Source organism: Bartonella sp. HY328, assembly GCF_025449335.1.
Classification (GTDB): Bacteria; Pseudomonadota; Alphaproteobacteria; order Rhizobiales; family Rhizobiaceae; genus HY038.
This window is the reverse complement of the sequence record NZ_CP104883.1, coordinates 1595307-1613056: the sequence shown is the minus strand read 5'-3', so window position 1 is coordinate 1613056 and position 17750 is coordinate 1595307. Positions and strand designations below refer to the sequence as shown.

Sequence of the window (17750 nt, the reverse complement as noted above, 5' to 3'; positions counted from 1 at the left end):
CTATTCCTACCTTAAAGCAAGTTAACAATCGGGATTTAAGTTCATGAACACGGTAAAGCGTCCAGTTTTTCGCTTAAAAGATTATAAGCCAACCCCATATGAAATAAAAACAACCCATATGGACTTTCTTCTTGAAGCAGAAAACACAGTAGTGACAACAAAACTCGCACTGGAAAGACGGCATGGCACAAAAAAAGGCACACCGCTTATTCTCATTGGCGATGAGCTAGAACTGGTGCGCGTTGCCATTGATAATATTGCACTAGAGCCAAAAGACTTTACCATCACCCCAAGCCAATTAAAAATCGACAATCCACCTAGCGATCCGTTTGCCTTAGAAATTGTTACAAAAATCAATCCCAAGGCTAACCGGCAATTAATGGGCCTTTACCAATCTAGCGGTGTTTTTTGCACCCAATGCGAAGCAGAAGGCTTTCGCAGGATCACTTACTTCTATGATCGTCCTGATGTTCTTTCGGTCTATACTGTACGTATTGAAGCAAACAAAAAACAATGCCCCATTTTATTATCTAATGGTAATTGTGTTGAAAGCGGCAATATTGGCAAGGATCGGCACTTTGCAACATGGCATGACCCCTTTCCCAAACCATCCTATTTATTTGCTTTAGTTGCCGGCAATCTTGAAGTTACCCGTGATAGCTTCAAAACAATGAGCGGTAAAACACTTGACCTTGGCATTTATGTCGAGAAAGGTAAGACTGAGCGTGCGCTTTATGCAATGGACTCGCTGAAACGATCTCTTGCATGGGACGAAAAAGCTTTTGGCCGTGAATACGATCTTGATATATTTAATATTGTTGCCGTATCTGATTTTAATATGGGCGCTATGGAAAACAAAGGACTGAATATATTTAATGATCGATATATTCTTGCCGCTGCAGAAACTGAAACAGATGCGGACTTTGCCAATGTTGAACGCGTGGTTGCCCATGAATATTTCCATAACTGGACTGGCGACCGTATTACCTGCCGTGATTGGTTCCAATTATGCTTAAAAGAAGGGCTTACGGTTTATCGAGATCAAGAATTCTCATCAAGCCAACGCTCGCGTCCCGTGCAACGCATAGACCAAGTTCGTTTATTGAAAATTGCGCAATTTCCGGAAGATGCTGGTCCCCTTGCCCACCCCGTACGACCTACCGAATATAGCGAAATCAATAATTTTTATACAACTACCATCTATGAAAAAGGTGCGGAAGTTGTCCGCATGGTTCACACCTTGCTCGGTGATAAATTGTTTAGAAAAGGCATGGATCTATATTTTCAACGCCATGATGGTGAAGCTTGTACAATTGAGGATTTTATTGCTTGCTTTGCGAAGGTTTCAAAACAAGATTTTTCTCAATTTATGCTTTGGTACGATCAAGCGGGTACACCGCACGTAAAAGCCAAATTCGATTATAGCGAAAAACATGAAACCCTTACCATTAAACTGGAGCAAAAAATCCACCCAACCCCAGGGCAAAAGAAAAAGAAACCAATGGTCATTCCTATTCGCTTTGCGCTTTTGGATGGTGAGGGCAACGAGCTGAGTGGCGTGGCCAAAAGCGCTGGTAAAGATAATCTTTTGGTGCTTAACGAGGCCAAACAAAGCTTCCACTTTAAGGGGATAAAGCAACGCCCTTTGGTATCGCTTTTGCGTGATTTTTCTGCCCCAATTATCCTTAAAACAAATCTAAGCAAAAAGGAGCGTTTTTTCCTTGCCACCTATGATCAAGATCCAGTTAACCGTTGGCAGGCACTCAATGATCTTTTGATGGATGAACTGGTACATGCGCATAATCATGAAGGAAAATTGCGCCATAAGCAATGCATTAAACTTGCCAAGCTGGTTGACAATGTTGCCAATGATGAGCGCCTTGAACCAGCTTTCCGCGCGATAGCCTTGACCATGCCGAGCGAAGCGGAAGTTGCACGAATTGTCGAAAAAAATATCAATCCCGATCACATCCATGAAGCAAGGAAAATATTGGTTGAAATTATTGCGAAAGAAAATCAAGCAAGTTTTAACGCACTTTATAAAGCTATCACGCCTGCCAAGCCATTCACGCCTGATGCAATTAATGCTGGAAAGCGCGCATTAGCTAATACATTGCTTTATTATATTGCAATGGCTGAAAACTCGCCTAAACAAGTAAGTGCTTTATATAATCAGGCAGATAACATGACCGATCGGCTTGCCGCACTTAATATTTTAGTACAAAACTTTGCCCAATCTAAAGAAGCACAATCAGCTCTTGATGACTTTGAAAAGCGTTTTGACGATGATGTGCTAACTATCGACAAATGGTTTGGTATACAAGCGCGCAGCGCAAGGGTGGAAACCCTTGAAAAAGTGCAAGAGCTTACCAAGCACAAACATTTTTCCTTTGACAATCCAAACCGAGTGCGTGCATTAATTGGTGCCTTTGCTGGTGGCAACCCCGTTGCTTTTAACCGTAAAGACGGAGCAAGTTATGACTATTTAGCGAAAACGATCATCGACATTGATCGAAAAAATCCACAACTTGCAGCTCGCCTTTTAACAACTCTACGGTCATGGCGCTCACTAGAGCAACACCGCCGTCACAAGCTTGAAAACGCCTTAAAACAAATCGCCAAAGCAGAAAATTTATCCAACGATGTTAATGATATTATCGCCAGATTACTAAGTGGTGATAAAGATAAAAAGACCGATAAAAAGAACCATAAAAATAAGTGATTATAAGACCACTTATAATCTTGTTCAATAAGAACAAGACGCTATATAATGGAGTAATATTGATTAGATATTTGATTACTATGCTAAAATTTAACAGCATAGTAATCAATTGTTTGGATCATGAAAATGTTCAATCGCTACTCAATATACGATGTGATAACCAGCAGAACCACTTTTAGGCAAAAACTTTTTTGCAAAATAAGTAAGAATTTTGCGATAAAACAGAATTGACGAATTAACCTAACTCAATAGCATACAACTTAACTCCACCCCCAATTGGGCAATATTCACTTGAAGATTTTAGGAGCAAACATGTTAGAAAAAGTTATTTATACCACAAGTGCAACAGCCAAAGGCGGCCGCGAAGGTCATGTTACATCCCAAGATGGTGCCATCAACCTAGACTTGATCAAACCAAAAGAAATGGGCGGCAATGGCAAAGTCGGCGCAAATCCTGAAACTCTTTTTGCAGCTGGCTATGCAGCCTGCTTTGAATCAGCAACCCGTTTTGCTGCTGCCCAAAAGGGCATGAAAATTGGTGAAGATAGCTGGGTTAAAGCCGATGTTGGTATTGGCCCTCGTAAGGGAGGTGGCTTTCAATTAGTTGTAACACTTAACGTTCATCTTGATGGCCTTGATAAGCAACAAGCTGAAATGGCGGCACTTACTGCCCATAATGAAATTTGCCCCTATTCTCATGCCACACGCGGCAATGTGGAAGTGCAAATCAAGATTGTTTAAATTCTGATTATTAAAAAATTCAAATTTAGGCGCTCACCCTATCGGATGGGCGCCTTTATTATTTTGTTTTATCAAACTAAAATCCGACAGGCTTTCCAGTTTTTGTAATAACATCATCTGAAGTCACTTCATCAGACTTTCTTAAAATTTTAAACTCGTCTGACTTACCCTTTTTGATCAAAAAATCAATAACATATGAAGGATCCTTAAGATCATCAGCTGGCGGCGGCACATCTACCATCCTAAATTCAATACTGTAATCTCCTGCGCCAATAGGGGTTGGTATGTCATCAACAATAGTTGCAATTACAATATTGGAATTACTATGGAAAGGCACCCTAATAGCTCGCCTTACATCTGGTGTTAATGGGGGGAACTCATCCACTATTTTCAACCTGACAAGCGGCCAACCATCACGGTCGGGGATACCAAAGGAAACTGATCCATTTAACCAACCAAAACCTTGTGCCACATGCTCGTCAGTCCACAATAAATATTTTGGATTTGACTGATCAAAAACAATTACTTGACCATGGGTAATAGATATCGGCTTTTCAATTATATATTGATGTTCTTCAGCCAATGCACTTCCCCCAAATGTGCAACATAAAGCAAATAATGCCAATAAATGTAACAGCATATCTTGCATAAATATCTTCCAATTCAATTATAATATTATATTTCAACCTTTACTACATGATAAATAATATAACACTTTAATTTTATATCCACACAAATACAATAAGCATTATTTATTATCTCCGTATAACAGTATAATATCATTACAATTTAGCCAATATATTTTAGGAAACTAATATGAAAAAATATATTAAAATTGCATTATTTTTATTTCTTACCGGCATTATATTTATAAATTTTATTTCTTTTCACTATCGAGACAATGAAATATTAAGGCTTAAGGCTGATTTAGGAATTGCTTCTGCGCAAGCTGAATTGGGGCAATTATACCATGATGGCAAATTTAAATATGAAGATCCGCACCTCGCCAATAAATGGTTTAGACGGGCAGCTAAACAAGGCCATGCTAAAGCCCAATATAATATGGGTTTAATCTATAATGAGGGTGATGGTTTAATGCGCAACACGGGTGAAGCTATTAAATGGTTTAAACTTGCCGCAGAACAAGGCGTAACTCCCGCACAATATAATTTAGCCATCATTTATTATAATGGCTATGCCGTTGCACAAGATAAGGCTGAAGCAATTAAATGGTTTAAACGCGCAGCTGAGCAAGGCGCTACAGAGGCGCAATATAAATTAGGCTTAATATATTTTAAAGGCGATGGGGTACCACGCGATAGGGACGAGGCAATCAAATGGTATAAAATGGCGGCAGAACAAGGCGACGCAAATGCCCAGTATAATATGGCCCTAATGTATGATGGTCACCATGGTATTGGTGATAATAATATTGAGGCGATTAAATGGATGCGGCTCGCAGCCGAACAAGGCATCGTTGAAGCCCAGTATCAATTAGCACGATTATATGATGGAGCTTCGAGCATTCCCGAAGATGAGGTAAAAGCATTAAAATGGTATAAGATCGCCGCAGAACACGGCCACGCTGAAGCACAATTTAAATTAAGCGTTAAATATGAATATGGGTATGGCGTTGAAAAGAACATGGATGAAGCAGTTAAATTACTTAGGCTCGCAGCACCCGCGCTCGGCAACACTCATTATCAGTATAGATTAGCTTCAATGTATTATAATGGTAATGGCGTTAAGCAAGACAAGAAAGAAGCGGCTCGATGGTTCATAATGGCAGCGAGCTCAAATGATGTCATAGCGCAAGTTCGACTGGGAAGGATGTACTTGGTTGGCGATGGCGTCAACCAAGACACCTACGAAGCCATCAAATGGTATCAAATGGCCGCAACTCAGGGAGACCAAGAGGCAATAGAAGCTTTGCAAAACATCAAACAATCGTTAAATTAACACCTCGTTATATCAAAGCATAAAATGTCTTACAAACCACGATATTTTAATGAATTAAGCTTTATCCCTATGGAAGAGTTGCAAGTAATTAAAAAAGGCTTCCCCGTTATTGTTCATATATGACACAAATTTTGCAGGGACCTTAAGATCAAAAATAAAAGGCGCATAAGTTATAACAATTTTGGGGCGCCTTTTATGTTTATTTATATTTTTTTCATTTTCGCTTACATTTAACTATCCAGCTTTATGCCTATTTCAAAAAAATGCAATGAGGCCCGATGATAAAATGACTAAATGATTAAATGACTAAACAGGTGAACAAACTCATTTTAGTTTGAATGCATACGTTGAGCAAGCATTGTTGCGAGCGAAGGAGCTAAAGGCAATATCGGCGTTAAGGTTGATTGATAAGCATGATAAAGGTCTGGCTTTCCTACATAAATTTTACTCGAGGGATTGTTGTCGCCATCAACTTCATTATGCCAGCTACCTCCTCTCCGATCAATCATGTGTAAATCGAGGAAATCCCAAAATCGACGATACCAAACTTCGTATTTAATATTGCCAGTACGTTTTAAAAGCGCAGCGGCGGCAGTAATAGCCTCGGCTTGCACCCAATGAGCGCGATTACTCACATTAGGATTATCATTCCAATCAATTGTGTAAACAATACCCGGCTGGCCGTTTGCTGCCCATCCAGTATTCACACCTGCGTCAAATAATTTGCTTGCATCTTCAAATAACCATGATGGCGCTTCTTCACCATTTAGAAGTAAAGCCGCTTCAAGCTTTAGCAGCAAGTGGCTCCACTCCAAAAAATGACCTGGTGTCATACCAAATGGGCGCATATCATCATAAGGTTTATCCTTATTAAAATCGCGCATTAACAGCCAATTTTTATCAAAATGCTCCGGCACTCGATAATTATGTGCACGCGCATTGGTATGGATAATATGATGGGCAATCCGCAAAGCTCTTTGCCGCCAAATAGAAGAATTTAACACGTCAGCAAGCGCCATACACATTTCTACAGAATGCATATTACTGTTTGCACCGCGATAGTGTTCCTCGTCAGACCAATCTGCCGCAAAACTTTCGCGCATGGCTCCTTCATTTTCCGACCAAAAATATTCTTCAAGGATATCAACAGCTTGCTTAAGAAGAAGCTCAGCCCCTTCGGTTTTCGCGACAACTGCTGATGACGCAGCCAAGGCAACAAACGCATGAAGATAGGCAATTTTTCTTGCTTGTGGTTGATCTTCTGCCTGTTTCCAACCACCATGCTTATCATCATGCAATGGCCCAAGAAGAGCCTTAATACCATGTTTTACAAGCGGCGCGCAACCAGGTAAGCCTAATATAGAACCCAAGGCGTATGCGTGAGTCATACGGGCAGTTATGATTGTTTGAGCAACCGCGTTGTCCGGAAGATTACCCTGATCGTTAAGAGCGGTAAAACCGTTTTTTACGCGAGACTCTTTTGAAAAATCTAACAGCCTTTGCCCTTGCTGTTCTAGCCAGCGATGATGTCGCTGGCTATGTAACCATGTTTGTTCTGATGGTGAAACAGATGCTAATGTGTCAACCATTGATAATCATGCCACCGTTAACATGAATGGTTTGCCCAGTGATAAATGATGAATCTTCACTGGCAAGATAAACATAGGCCGGCCCTACCTCACTTGGCTGACCAATGCGCCCCAAAGGAACACTTTTTCCCATATCGGCCACGATCTGAGGATCGATAGGTCCAAATCCAGCAGGCTGAATTGGTGTCCATATAGGACCGGGCGCAACTTCATTCACCCTTATACCTTTATCTGCTAGTTGTAATGCCAGAGCGCGCGTAAAACCTGCTTGAGCTGCTTTGGTAGTTGAATATGCGACGAGCATATCGTTTCCAGCAAAAGCATTGACCGAAGTCGTGTTTATAATCGATGCACCTTTATGTAAATGAGGTAACGCCGCCCTAGTTAAGTAAAACATTGCATGCACATTAATATCAAAATGCCAATGCCAATCATCATCAGAAATTTCACCAAGGTCTTTAGCGACCTTTTGAATACCTGCATTATTTACGATAATATCTAATCCACCAAATTGCTCAATAACAGTTTTAACGACACTATTACAATTTTCTACTTTTCGTAAATCCGCTTCAAGCGCTAGGGCTCGCACACCCTCTGCTTCTATGAGTTTCTTTGCCTCCTGCCCATCATCAGCCTCTTCTGCAAGGTAAATAATAGCAACGTCAGCACCTTCACGAGCAAAATGCAAAGCCGCGGCCCTACCAATACCACTATCTCCACCTGTAATAAGTGCCTTTTTACCAGCTAGTTTGCTTGAACCTTTATAGCTATCGCGGATGTGTTGCGCTGGTGGAACTAATTTAGACTCTACACCTGGCATTTGATCTTGAGATTGTGGAGGAATTTTCATAATACGTACTCCGTTTGGGTTATTAAAGCTAAACGGAGGCAAGCATTAATGGTTGCATTAAAAATATAGCTAAATTTGCACGCTAAACCGTATTTCCAAAAAAAGAAAAAAATTGCGTTAAATATCAATTAGATAAAATTTAAAAAGCCAATTTTTGATACATAATATTTTAGTAAAATATAATTTACCAATCACAAATTTAATTAAAGTCGCAGATAAAATGGCCCGCTTATAAACCAAGCGGGCCAAAAAGTTTTAATTATTCAGAAAGACAATGTTTCAATGAATGGGCAATTTTCTCAATCATAAGCTCATATTGCATTGGTCCTTCTGGAATATCGTAACCAAGTGGATCCAGTTCACCAGTTTTAACCGTTGCCCCTTCTTGAATAGTCTTTACAACGCGGGGTTCAAATTGAGGCTCTGAAAAGACACAAGCGGACTTTAAATCTTTTACTTTTTCTTTAATTTCTGAAATACGTTTTGCACCTGGTGCTTGCTCAGGATTTACAGTTATGGAACCTGCAGCTGGAATATCAAAGCGTTTTTCAAAATAATGATAACCATCATGGAAAACAATAAATGGCTTACCGCGCACCGGTGCAAGCTCGCTATTAACTTGCTTAATTAGGGTATCAAGTTTTGCTATGTAAGCCGTTGCATTTGCGCGATAACGATCGGCATGTTCTGGATCTTTTTTTGCTAAAACTTCAGCAATATCTTTCACTGCTACTTTCGCATTTTCAGGATCCAACCAGAAATGTAGATCCTTATGTTCATGCTCATGGTCGTGATCAGCTTCTGCACTTTCATGCTCATGATCGTGGGCATGCTCATGAGCATGGTCATGTGCATCGGCCATTTCTGCCTTATCGTGGTCAGCCTCTGCATGTTCGTGCTCATGGTCATGATCATGGCTGTGGGCTTCAAACATACCACCTTCGCGCATATCAATAAGCTCAATGCCCGGAATTTCAGAAAGAGCAACTTTGTCTGCTTTTTCAGCAAGGTTATCAAGAGGCTTAATCAAAAATGTTTCCATGCTTGGCCCGGCCCAAAAGACAATATCAGCTTTGGCCAAATTATCAGCGTCACTTGGGCGCAAGGAATAACCATGTTCTGATCCTGCGCCTTTCACAATCAATTCAGGCGTGCCAACACCTTCCATAACCGTTGCAACCCAAGAATGGATTGGCTTAATAGAAGCGGTAACTTTAGGAACTTCAGCAAAAGCACTTGCTGAAAAAACAGAAACTGAAACAAAAACAGAAGCGGCAAGCAACTTGCGAAAGCTTTTAACCAAATTTGTCATTTTGCATCCTTTAAGAGCGTTATTGACGGATAAAATTTTAAATACCAAATCTAACCCACATATAAGGTGAAAGCTGAAACACTAACAGACTGGCATTAAAGCCCCGCACAACTTAACCATCACCATATGCAATGTTATAATATAACATTTACTCTCATACGCTTTTAAAAATCAAGTTACAATATTTTATTTTCAGCCCACAGCATCATTAACCAGAATTTATACGTATAGCGCTGTAAAGCATGCATTGTGCAAAAATAAATCAACATTTTTTAGCCACCATAAATCTAACTATACAGAATATTTAAAATCATAAACATTCAACCAGTTAACTTAAACAATTAATGATAATTATTAACAAATAACCTAATTAAACGCTGCTTAAACTTTGGCCACATCAAGTTTTTTAGATTTTTGCTGCAAACAACTATCCACCAGTCAAGATAAAGTGTTCACTGAAATTTGAATTGAGATGATGTTATAAAATTTCTTTGTTTGAATTTTTCTAACATCCCTTGACGCAGATTAGTAAAGCGCGCTAAATATGTTTTATGAAAACATTTGAAACCACAATTTGTATTATTACAATTATTATTGACTAGCTCATTGCTGGTCTGGTTGTTTTCATCACTGTTATCCCTTTAAGCAGAGATTAGCGCCCAGATCAGCGGCAAGAATTCACGCACATAAAGGTTGGTGCCATGGCAGTGTTGAAATTTTATAATTCCCTCACACGACAAAAAGATGATTTTCATCCGATTGATCAAAACAATGTACGCCTTTATGTTTGTGGTCCAACTGTTTATGATTATGCCCATATAGGCAATGCGCGCCCCGTCATTGTTTTTGATGTTCTATATCGTTTATTGCGCCATATTTATGGCCAAGATCATGTGCTTTTTGCCCGCAACATTACGGATGTGGACGATAAGATTAATGCGCGAGCCGTACGTGATTATCCAGATTTGCCACTGAATGATGCAATTAGAAAACTCACAGAAGAAACCAACAATCAATTTCAAGCCGATGTTACAGCATTAGGCTGCTTACCACCTGATGAACAGCCACGAGCTACCGACCACCTTGGCGAAATGCGCGCCATGATTGAACGCCTTGTTGAAACAGGTCACGCCTATGTAGCTGAAGACCATGTATTATTTTCCGTTGCCAGCATGGGTGCTCACCCACGCTATGGCGCTTTATCGCGCCGCTCTCTTGATGATATGATTGCTGGCGCGCGCGTTGATGTTGCGGCCTATAAACGTGACGAAATGGATTTTGTTTTATGGAAACCATCGCTTAATGGCGAACCTGGCTGGCCCTCACCAGCTGGAATAACCGTTAATGGGCGCCCTGGCTGGCATATTGAATGCTCGGCAATGTCGATGGCAAAATTATTGCAGCCTTTTGGTGGTGGCCTACAATGCGATGACCCTATGGCCAATGTTTTTGATATTCATGCTGGCGGAATTGATCTTATATTCCCTCATCATGAAAATGAAATAGCCCAAAGCTGCTCGGCTTTTGGCAATGAGCGTATGGCAAATTATTGGTTGCATAATGGCTTTTTACAAGTTGAAGGTCAAAAAATGTCAAAAAGCCTTGGCAATTTCATCACCATTCGCGAAGTTTTAAATGAAGATTTACCGCAATTTACTGGTGAAGTGAGCGAAGAATTGCGCAACATTTGGGCGGGGCTCTCGGCACGTTTTTCTATGTTGCAAACCCATTACCGCGAACCAATAAATTGGACGAAACAACGTTTAACCGAAGGTGCAGAAGAACTTTACCGCTGGTATGAGCTATTACGAGACATTAAGTTTGATGGCAGCATCGATACAAGTGCGGATAATGAGGTGATAGAGGCGTTATCCGACGATCTTAATACATGGAATGCAATCACCACCTTAAGGCGCTTTTACAAAGAACGCGATGCACGAGCATTGGGCGAAGGTATGGCTTTGCTTGGTCTTCTCCACCAAGATTTGATTGACAATCAACAAAACCCGCTATTTTACCGCAAAGCGGAACTATCAGACGATGAAATTCATCAACAAATTGCTTTAAGACTTGAAGCCATAGCCGCTAAGGACTGGGCAAAAGGTGATGCAATTAGAGATAACCTTGCCAAGCATAATATCTTATTAAAGGACGGAAAAAATCCTGAAACCGGAGAACGTGTAACCAGCTGGGAAGTGAAAAAATAATGCGTGATTATATAACCCTTTATGACACAACCCTACGTGATGGACAGCAAACACCAGGTGTTGATTTTTCGCTTGCAGATAAGCAGACAATCGCCAAAATGCTTGATGATTTTGGCCTTGATTACATTGAAGGCGGCTATCCTGGTGCAAATCCAACCGATACGGCTTTTTTCACGCAAAAACCAACTCATAAAGCTAAATTTGTCGCTTTTGGCATGACCAAGCGGGCTGGCATTTCAGCTTCTAATGATCCAGGTCTTAGTATGTTAGCGCAAGCAAAATCGGATGCCATTTGCTTAGTTGCTAAAACATGGGATTACCATGTGCGCGTTGCACTCAATTGCAGCAACGATGAAAACCTGCAATCAATTGCTGAATCTGTGCAATTTGTGCACAATACCGGCAAAGAAGCAATGGTCGATTGCGAGCATTTCTTTGATGGCTATAAAGCAAATCCGCAATATGCCCTTGCCTGCGCCAAAGCAGCCTATGATAATGGCGCACGTTGGGTGGTTTTATGCGACACCAATGGCGGCACTCAGCCAAGTGAAATTACCAATATTATTAAAGCAGTAACCAAAGTGGTACCAGGCGATCATCTTGGCATCCACACCCATGATGATACAGGCCAAGCCGTTGCTAATTCATTAGCAGCAATTGAAGCAGGTGTGAGGCAAGTGCAGGGTACTTTAAATGGTATTGGTGAGCGTTGCGGTAATGCTAATCTTATTACATTAATGGCAACGCTTGGCTTAAAACCCTTTTGGTCAGAACGGTTTAAAACAGGAATTACACCTGAAAAATTAAGAAAATTAACGCAAATCTCTCGCAGCTTTGACGATATATTAAACCGCAACAGCAATGAGCAAGCAGCTTTTGTTGGCTCATCAGCCTTTACAACCAAGGCTGGAATTCATGCGTCAGCTCTTTTGAAGGAACCTGAAACCTATGAGCATATCCCACCGCAATTAGTCGGCAATAGCCGCCGCGTCATGGTTTCAGACCAAGGTGGCAAAGCCAATTTTATTGCCGAGCTCCATCAGCGCAATATTATGGTTGAAAAAAGTGATCCACGGCTTGATAGCCTTATTAATATTGTTAAGGAGCGTGAGGCATCTGGTTATGCCTATGAAGGAGCAGATGCAAGTTTTGAGCTTTTAGCACGCAAGCATCTTGGCACTGTACCAGATTTTTTCCATATCCAATCTTTTCGCTGTAGTGTTGAAAGAAGACACCAAGGCAATGGCAGCATTGCTTTAATGTCAGAAGCGGTTGTCAAACTACGTATTGATGATGAAATCCATATGTCCGTTGCCGAAGGGCATGGCCCTGTCAATGCTCTTGATATTGCGCTGCGTAAAGACCTTGGTAAGTATCAAAGTGAAATCGCCGATATGTCACTGATTGACTTTAAAGTGCGAATTTTAAATGGCGGCACAGAAGCGATCACCCGCGTATTGATTGAAAGCCAAGATAAATCTGGCATGCGTTGGCGCACCGTTGGCGTATCCGATAATATTATTGATGCTTCATTCCAAGCATTACTTGATTCTGTTGTGTATAAGCTGGTAAAAAACCGCACTATACAAGACGAGAATTTATTAAACCAACAAAGTGCTTAAAACCCAAAAAAGCCTGCTATCAAATAATGATAGCAGGCTTTTTTAAAAAATTAATTTAACTACCCCATACGTTCAGACGCGTAACTTCCAGGACTTGCCGGAAAAACAACAACGCGGCCACCATTAATAAAATTACGATGTTGGATATGCGCATGAACCGCACGCGCCAAAACTTGTGCTTCAACATCACGGCCAATGGTGACAAAATCCTCGGCATTTTGTGCGTGGGTAATACGCTCTACCGCTTGTTCGATAATTGGCCCCTCGTCTAAATCTGCGGTTACATAATGAGCAGTTGCACCAATAAGCTTAACACCGCGTTGATAAGCTTGCTTATAAGGATTTGCACCTTTGAAAGATGGCAAGAAGGAATGGTGGATATTGATAATGCGCCCCGACATTTCCTTGCATAGCTGGTCAGACAAAATTTGCATATAACGGGCAAGAACAATCAATTCCGCACCGCTTTGGCGAACAACATCCATCAGCTCTTGTTCGGCCTGCTTCTTATTTTCCTTAGTTACTTTAATGCGATAAAATGGAATATCATGGTTAGCAACAATCTTTTGATAATCAAAATGGTTGGATACCACTGCAACAATATCTATTGGTAAAGCGCCTATGCGCCAACGATATAAAAGGTCATTTAGGCAGTGGCCAAAACTGGAAACCATGATGACAACTTTCATACGTTCTTTTGAGTCGTAAAAATGCGTATCCATGGTAAATTTTTGCGCAATATCTGCAAAACCATCCTCAAGTTCGCTCAAGCTTGCGCCAAGTTCTGACACAAAGCTTACCCGCATAAAAAACTTACCTGTTTCAAGATCATCAAACTGCGAAGAGTCAATAATATTACAACCCTTATCGGCAAGATATCCTGAAATGGCTGCAACCACACCACGCATAGATTGGCACGAAACAGTTAAAATAAAACGACTCATAACAACTCCAACACCCTATAGGTCTATTTCTTAAGATATGCCACTTAGAGCTTTTTATCTGCATATTCTAGTTTTTTCTCAAAGTGCATTTGCAAAAAAACCAAATTTAAGAACATGCAATAAAGCTAAAGCAGTCGACAATATATGCTTAATTGCACCCTAATCATCCTAAAGAAACGCAAAACAATATTAAATATATACATATAAAATAAATTACTACAAATAATTGTTATAAAATCTATTTTGTTTCGCTTGCATTGTCAGCAACTATATTATTTAAATATCGGCATATAAGGTTTGGAGGAACTTAATAATGCACATTAAAAAGCTACTTGTGGCGAACCGGTCAGAAATTGCGATCCGCGTATTTCGTGCCGCCAATGAATTGGGCATTAAAACCGTTGCCATTTGGGCGGAGGAAGACAAATTAGCCCTTCATCGTTTCAAGGCCGATGAGAGCTATCAAATTGGCCGTGACCCACAATTAGGACGCGAGTTGGGGCCGATTGAAAGCTACTTATCGATTGAGGAAATCATCCGTGTTGCTAGGCTTTCTGGCGCTGATGCTATTCACCCGGGCTATGGTCTATTGTCAGAAAGTCCCGAATTTGCAGAGGCTTGTGCGCAAAATAATATATTGTTTATTGGCCCCAAACCAGAAACCATGCGCCAATTAGGCAATAAGGTTGCAGCAAGAAACCTTGCTATTGATATTGGCGTTCCTGTTGTACCAGCAACAGAGCCCCTGCCCGACAATATTGATGAAATAACCAAACTTGCAAAAAGCGTTGGCTTTCCACTCATGCTAAAAGCATCATGGGGTGGCGGTGGCCGTGGCATGCGCGTTATCCGCAAGGAAGAAGATTTAGCCCGCGAAGTATTAGAAGCAAAACGCGAAGCAAAAGCTGCTTTTGGCAAGGATGAAGTCTACCTTGAAAAGCTAGTTGAGCGCGCGCGCCATGTTGAAGTGCAAGTTTTAGGCGATACCCATGGCAATGCTGTACATTTATATGAGCGTGACTGCTCTATCCAGCGGCGTAATCAAAAGGTGGTTGAACGCGCACCAGCCCCTTATCTAAATGATACACAGCGTAAAGAAATTGCTGCTTATGCATTAAAAATTGCCCATGCTACCAATTATATTGGCGCTGGCACAGTTGAATTTTTAATGGATGCCGATGAAGAAAAATTCTATTTCATTGAGGTTAACCCGCGCATCCAAGTTGAACATACGGTGACCGAAGAAGTTACTGGTATTGATATTGTTAAGGCACAAATCAAGCTACTTGAAGGCGAAACGATTGGTACAGCAGAATCTGGTGTACCGCCGCAGGCACAAATTCGGCTAAATGGTCATGCCTTGCAATGCCGTATTACTACCGAGGATCCTGAGCAAAATTTCATCCCGGATTACGGCCGTATTATCGCTTATCGCGGTGCAACTGGCTTTGGCATTCGCTTGGATGGTGGCACCGCCTATAGTGGCGCTGTCATCACGCGTTTTTATGATCCATTGCTCGAAAAGGTAACGGCTTGGGCACCAACATCTGATGAAGTTATTGCCCGAATGGACCGAGCCTTACGCGAGTTTCGTATTCGTGGGGTTGCCACCAATCTTACCTTTTTAGAGGCAATTATTTCCCACCCTAATTTTGCTGCCAATAAATATACAACGCGCTTTATCGACACCACACCAGAGCTTTTCCAATCGGTAAAAAGGCAAGATCGCGCCAGCAAATTATTAACCTATATTGCTGATGTAACCGTAAATGGCCATCCTGAAACAAAAGGGCGTGCAACACCTGCAGCCAATGCCGCTGCCCCAGTTATTCCGCAAACCAAAAGCCAAGAAATTAAAGCTGGCACCAAGCAAAGACTTGATGAATTGGGGCCAAAACAATTTGCAGCATGGGTACGGGAGCAAAAACGCGCCCTTATTACAGATACGACCATGCGTGATGGTCATCAATCCTTATTAGCAACCCGCATGCGCAGCCATGATATTATTAATATCGCTCCAACCTACGCAAAAGGCCTATCAGAGTTGTTTTCGCTCGAGTGTTGGGGGGGGGCAACTTTTGATGTTGCCATGCGTTTTTTAACTGAAGATCCGTGGGAGCGTTTGAATAAAATACGAGAAGCTGCACCCAATCTTTTATTGCAAATGCTTTTACGCGGCGCCAATGGCGTTGGTTATAAAAGCTATCCCGACAATGTGGTAAAATATTTTGTTCGCCAAGCTGCACAAAATGGCATTGATGTTTTCCGTGTTTTTGATAGCCTTAACTGGGTTGAAAATATGCGTCTTTCGATGGATGCCGTTTTAGAAGAAAATAAAATATGTGAAGCAGCTATTTGCTACACAGGCGATATTTTAAACTCTGCTCGACCTAAATATGATCTTAACTATTATTTAAAACTTGCCCGTGAAGTGGAAGCAGCTGGCGCCCATATTATTGCAATCAAAGATATGGCTGGACTAATGAAGCCAAACGCAGCACGCATATTATTTAAAGCACTGCGTGAGACAACTGCGTTGCCACTTCATTTCCATACCCACGACACATCAGGCATTGCTGCCGCGACTGTTTTGGCAGCGATTGAAAGTGGTGCGGATATTGTTGATGGCGCAATGGATGCTTTGTCAGGCAATACATCGCAACCCTGCCTTGGCTCTATTGTAGAAGCATTGAAGGGAAGTGATCATGATACCGGTTTAGATACTAATCTTATTCGGCGAGTATCATTTTATTGGGAAGCGGTGCGCCAACAATATGCGGCTTTTGAAAGCGACTTAAAAGGCCCAGCATCAGAAGTTTATCTTCATGAAATGCCCGGCGGCCAGTTCACCAATTTAAAAGAACAAGCAAGATCCTTAGGGCTTGAAACGCGCTGGCACGAGGTTGCCCAAGCCTATGCTGATGTAAATCAAATGTTCGGCGATATTGTTAAGGTTACTCCCTCATCAAAAGTTGTCGGCGATATGGCTTTGATGATGGTATCGCAAGATCTAAGTGTTGAAGATGTTGAAAATCCCAACAAGGACATCGCTTTTCCAGAGTCGGTCGTATCAATGATGCGCGGTGATTTGGGACAGCCGGAAAGTGGTTGGCCAAAACAACTCCAGAAAAAAATATTAAAAGGCGAACAAGCTTTTACAGTACGCCCCGGCGCATTATTGGAAGACGCTGATCTTAATAATGAGCGCCGGCAAATAGAAGAAAAAGCTAATCGTAAAATTAGCGACCGTGAATTTGCTTCTTATTTGATGTATCCAAAAGTTTTTTCTGATTTTATCGCAGCTGCCAATCTTTATGGCCCAGTTGCCACGCTGCCAACACCAATTTATTTCTATGGCCTCAACCATGGCGATGAAATATTGGTTGAAATTGAACAGGGCAAATCATTGGTCGTCCGCAATCTTGCAATTGGCGAAAGCGATGAAAATGGCATGATCACGGTATTTTTTGAGCTTAACGGCCAACCACGGCGCGTTAAAGTACCCGATCGTCTACATGCAGGCGCAGTTAAAACCAGAACGAAGGTTGAGCTTGGCAATATAAATCAGATTGGTGCGCCAATGCCCGGTGTTGTTTCAGAAGTTGCAGTAAAAACTGGCGACAAGGTTCAAGCCGGTGATGTATTGCTATCTATTGAAGCTATGAAGATGGAAACAGCACTTCATGCAGAAAAAGATGGCATAATTGCTGAAGTCTTTGTAAAGCCAGGCGACCAAATAGATGCCAAAGACCTATTAATTACTTTTGAATAGATTTTTAATAAAACCGCGAAACCTGCCTTCAT

The 17750-nt window shown here is 41.4% G+C and carries 11 protein-coding genes; 6 read left to right on the top strand and 5 right to left on the bottom strand.

The genetic code is table 11. From position 1 onward, the window contains the following. Nucleotides 1–43 precede the first annotated feature (43 nt). Nucleotides 44–2722: an aminopeptidase N gene (gene pepN / locus N5852_RS06855; RefSeq protein ID WP_262097095.1), complete on the top strand. Its 2679-nt coding sequence runs from the start codon at nucleotides 44–46 to the stop codon at nucleotides 2720–2722. 312 nt (nucleotides 2723–3034) lie between these two features. Beyond that, nucleotides 3035–3463: an organic hydroperoxide resistance protein gene (locus tag N5852_RS06850; protein WP_262097094.1), complete on the top strand. Its 429-nt coding sequence runs from the start codon at nucleotides 3035–3037 to the stop codon at nucleotides 3461–3463. A gap of 76 nt (nucleotides 3464–3539) precedes the next feature. Here the strand turns inward: N5852_RS06850 and comJ are convergent, their stop codons facing one another. Next, nucleotides 3540–4112 carry a competence protein ComJ gene (gene comJ / locus N5852_RS06845; protein ID WP_262097093.1) on the bottom strand — a complete coding sequence of 191 codons (573 nt, stop codon included), beginning with the start codon at nucleotides 4110–4112 and terminating at the stop codon, nucleotides 3540–3542. Nucleotides 4113–4279: 167 nt separating this feature from the next. Between comJ and N5852_RS06840 the strand changes: the two genes are divergently transcribed. Beyond that, nucleotides 4280–5422 (top strand): tetratricopeptide repeat protein, encoded by a 1143-nt coding sequence (locus N5852_RS06840; protein WP_262097092.1) that lies wholly within the window; start codon nucleotides 4280–4282, stop codon nucleotides 5420–5422. 329 nt (nucleotides 5423–5751) lie between these two features. Here N5852_RS06840 and N5852_RS06835 read toward each other — a convergent pair whose 3' ends face one another. From N5852_RS06835 to N5852_RS06825, 3 genes are all read right to left on the bottom strand, one after another. Further along, nucleotides 5752–7011, bottom strand: a complete 1260-nt coding sequence (locus tag N5852_RS06835) for a D-mannose isomerase (protein WP_262097091.1) — start codon at nucleotides 7009–7011, stop codon at nucleotides 5752–5754. Then, the gene (locus N5852_RS06830) at nucleotides 7004–7861 is read right to left on the bottom strand and encodes a glucose 1-dehydrogenase (RefSeq protein WP_262097090.1); all 858 of its coding nucleotides are present in this window, start codon (nucleotides 7859–7861) and stop codon (nucleotides 7004–7006) included. The genes N5852_RS06835 and N5852_RS06830 overlap by 8 nt, the downstream gene beginning before the upstream one ends. 259 nt (nucleotides 7862–8120) lie before the next feature. After that, nucleotides 8121–9173, bottom strand: a complete 1053-nt coding sequence (locus tag N5852_RS06825; protein WP_262097089.1) for a zinc ABC transporter substrate-binding protein — start codon at nucleotides 9171–9173, stop codon at nucleotides 8121–8123. 701 nt (nucleotides 9174–9874) lie between these two features. Here N5852_RS06825 and cysS point away from each other — a divergent pair. Next, nucleotides 9875–11380, top strand: coding sequence for a cysteine--tRNA ligase (gene cysS / locus N5852_RS06820; RefSeq protein ID WP_262097088.1), 1506 nt, complete (start codon nucleotides 9875–9877; stop codon nucleotides 11378–11380). Next, complete coding sequence (cimA, locus tag N5852_RS06815) at nucleotides 11380–13002, top strand: citramalate synthase (RefSeq protein WP_410004201.1); 1623 nt, start codon at nucleotides 11380–11382, stop codon at nucleotides 13000–13002. The genes cysS and cimA overlap by 1 nt, the downstream gene beginning before the upstream one ends. Nucleotides 13003–13061: 59 nt before the next feature. On the opposite strand, the gene purU is transcribed toward cimA, so the two are convergent. Continuing rightward, nucleotides 13062–13946 carry a formyltetrahydrofolate deformylase gene (purU, locus tag N5852_RS06810; protein WP_262097087.1) on the bottom strand — a complete coding sequence of 295 codons (885 nt, stop codon included), beginning with the start codon at nucleotides 13944–13946 and terminating at the stop codon, nucleotides 13062–13064. Nucleotides 13947–14259: 313 nt separating this feature from the next. Here purU and pyc point away from each other — a divergent pair, with 313 nt between their 5' ends. Continuing rightward, complete coding sequence (pyc, locus tag N5852_RS06805) at nucleotides 14260–17718, top strand: pyruvate carboxylase (RefSeq protein WP_262099650.1); 3459 nt, start codon at nucleotides 14260–14262, stop codon at nucleotides 17716–17718. Nucleotides 17719–17750: the final 32 nt, after the last annotated feature.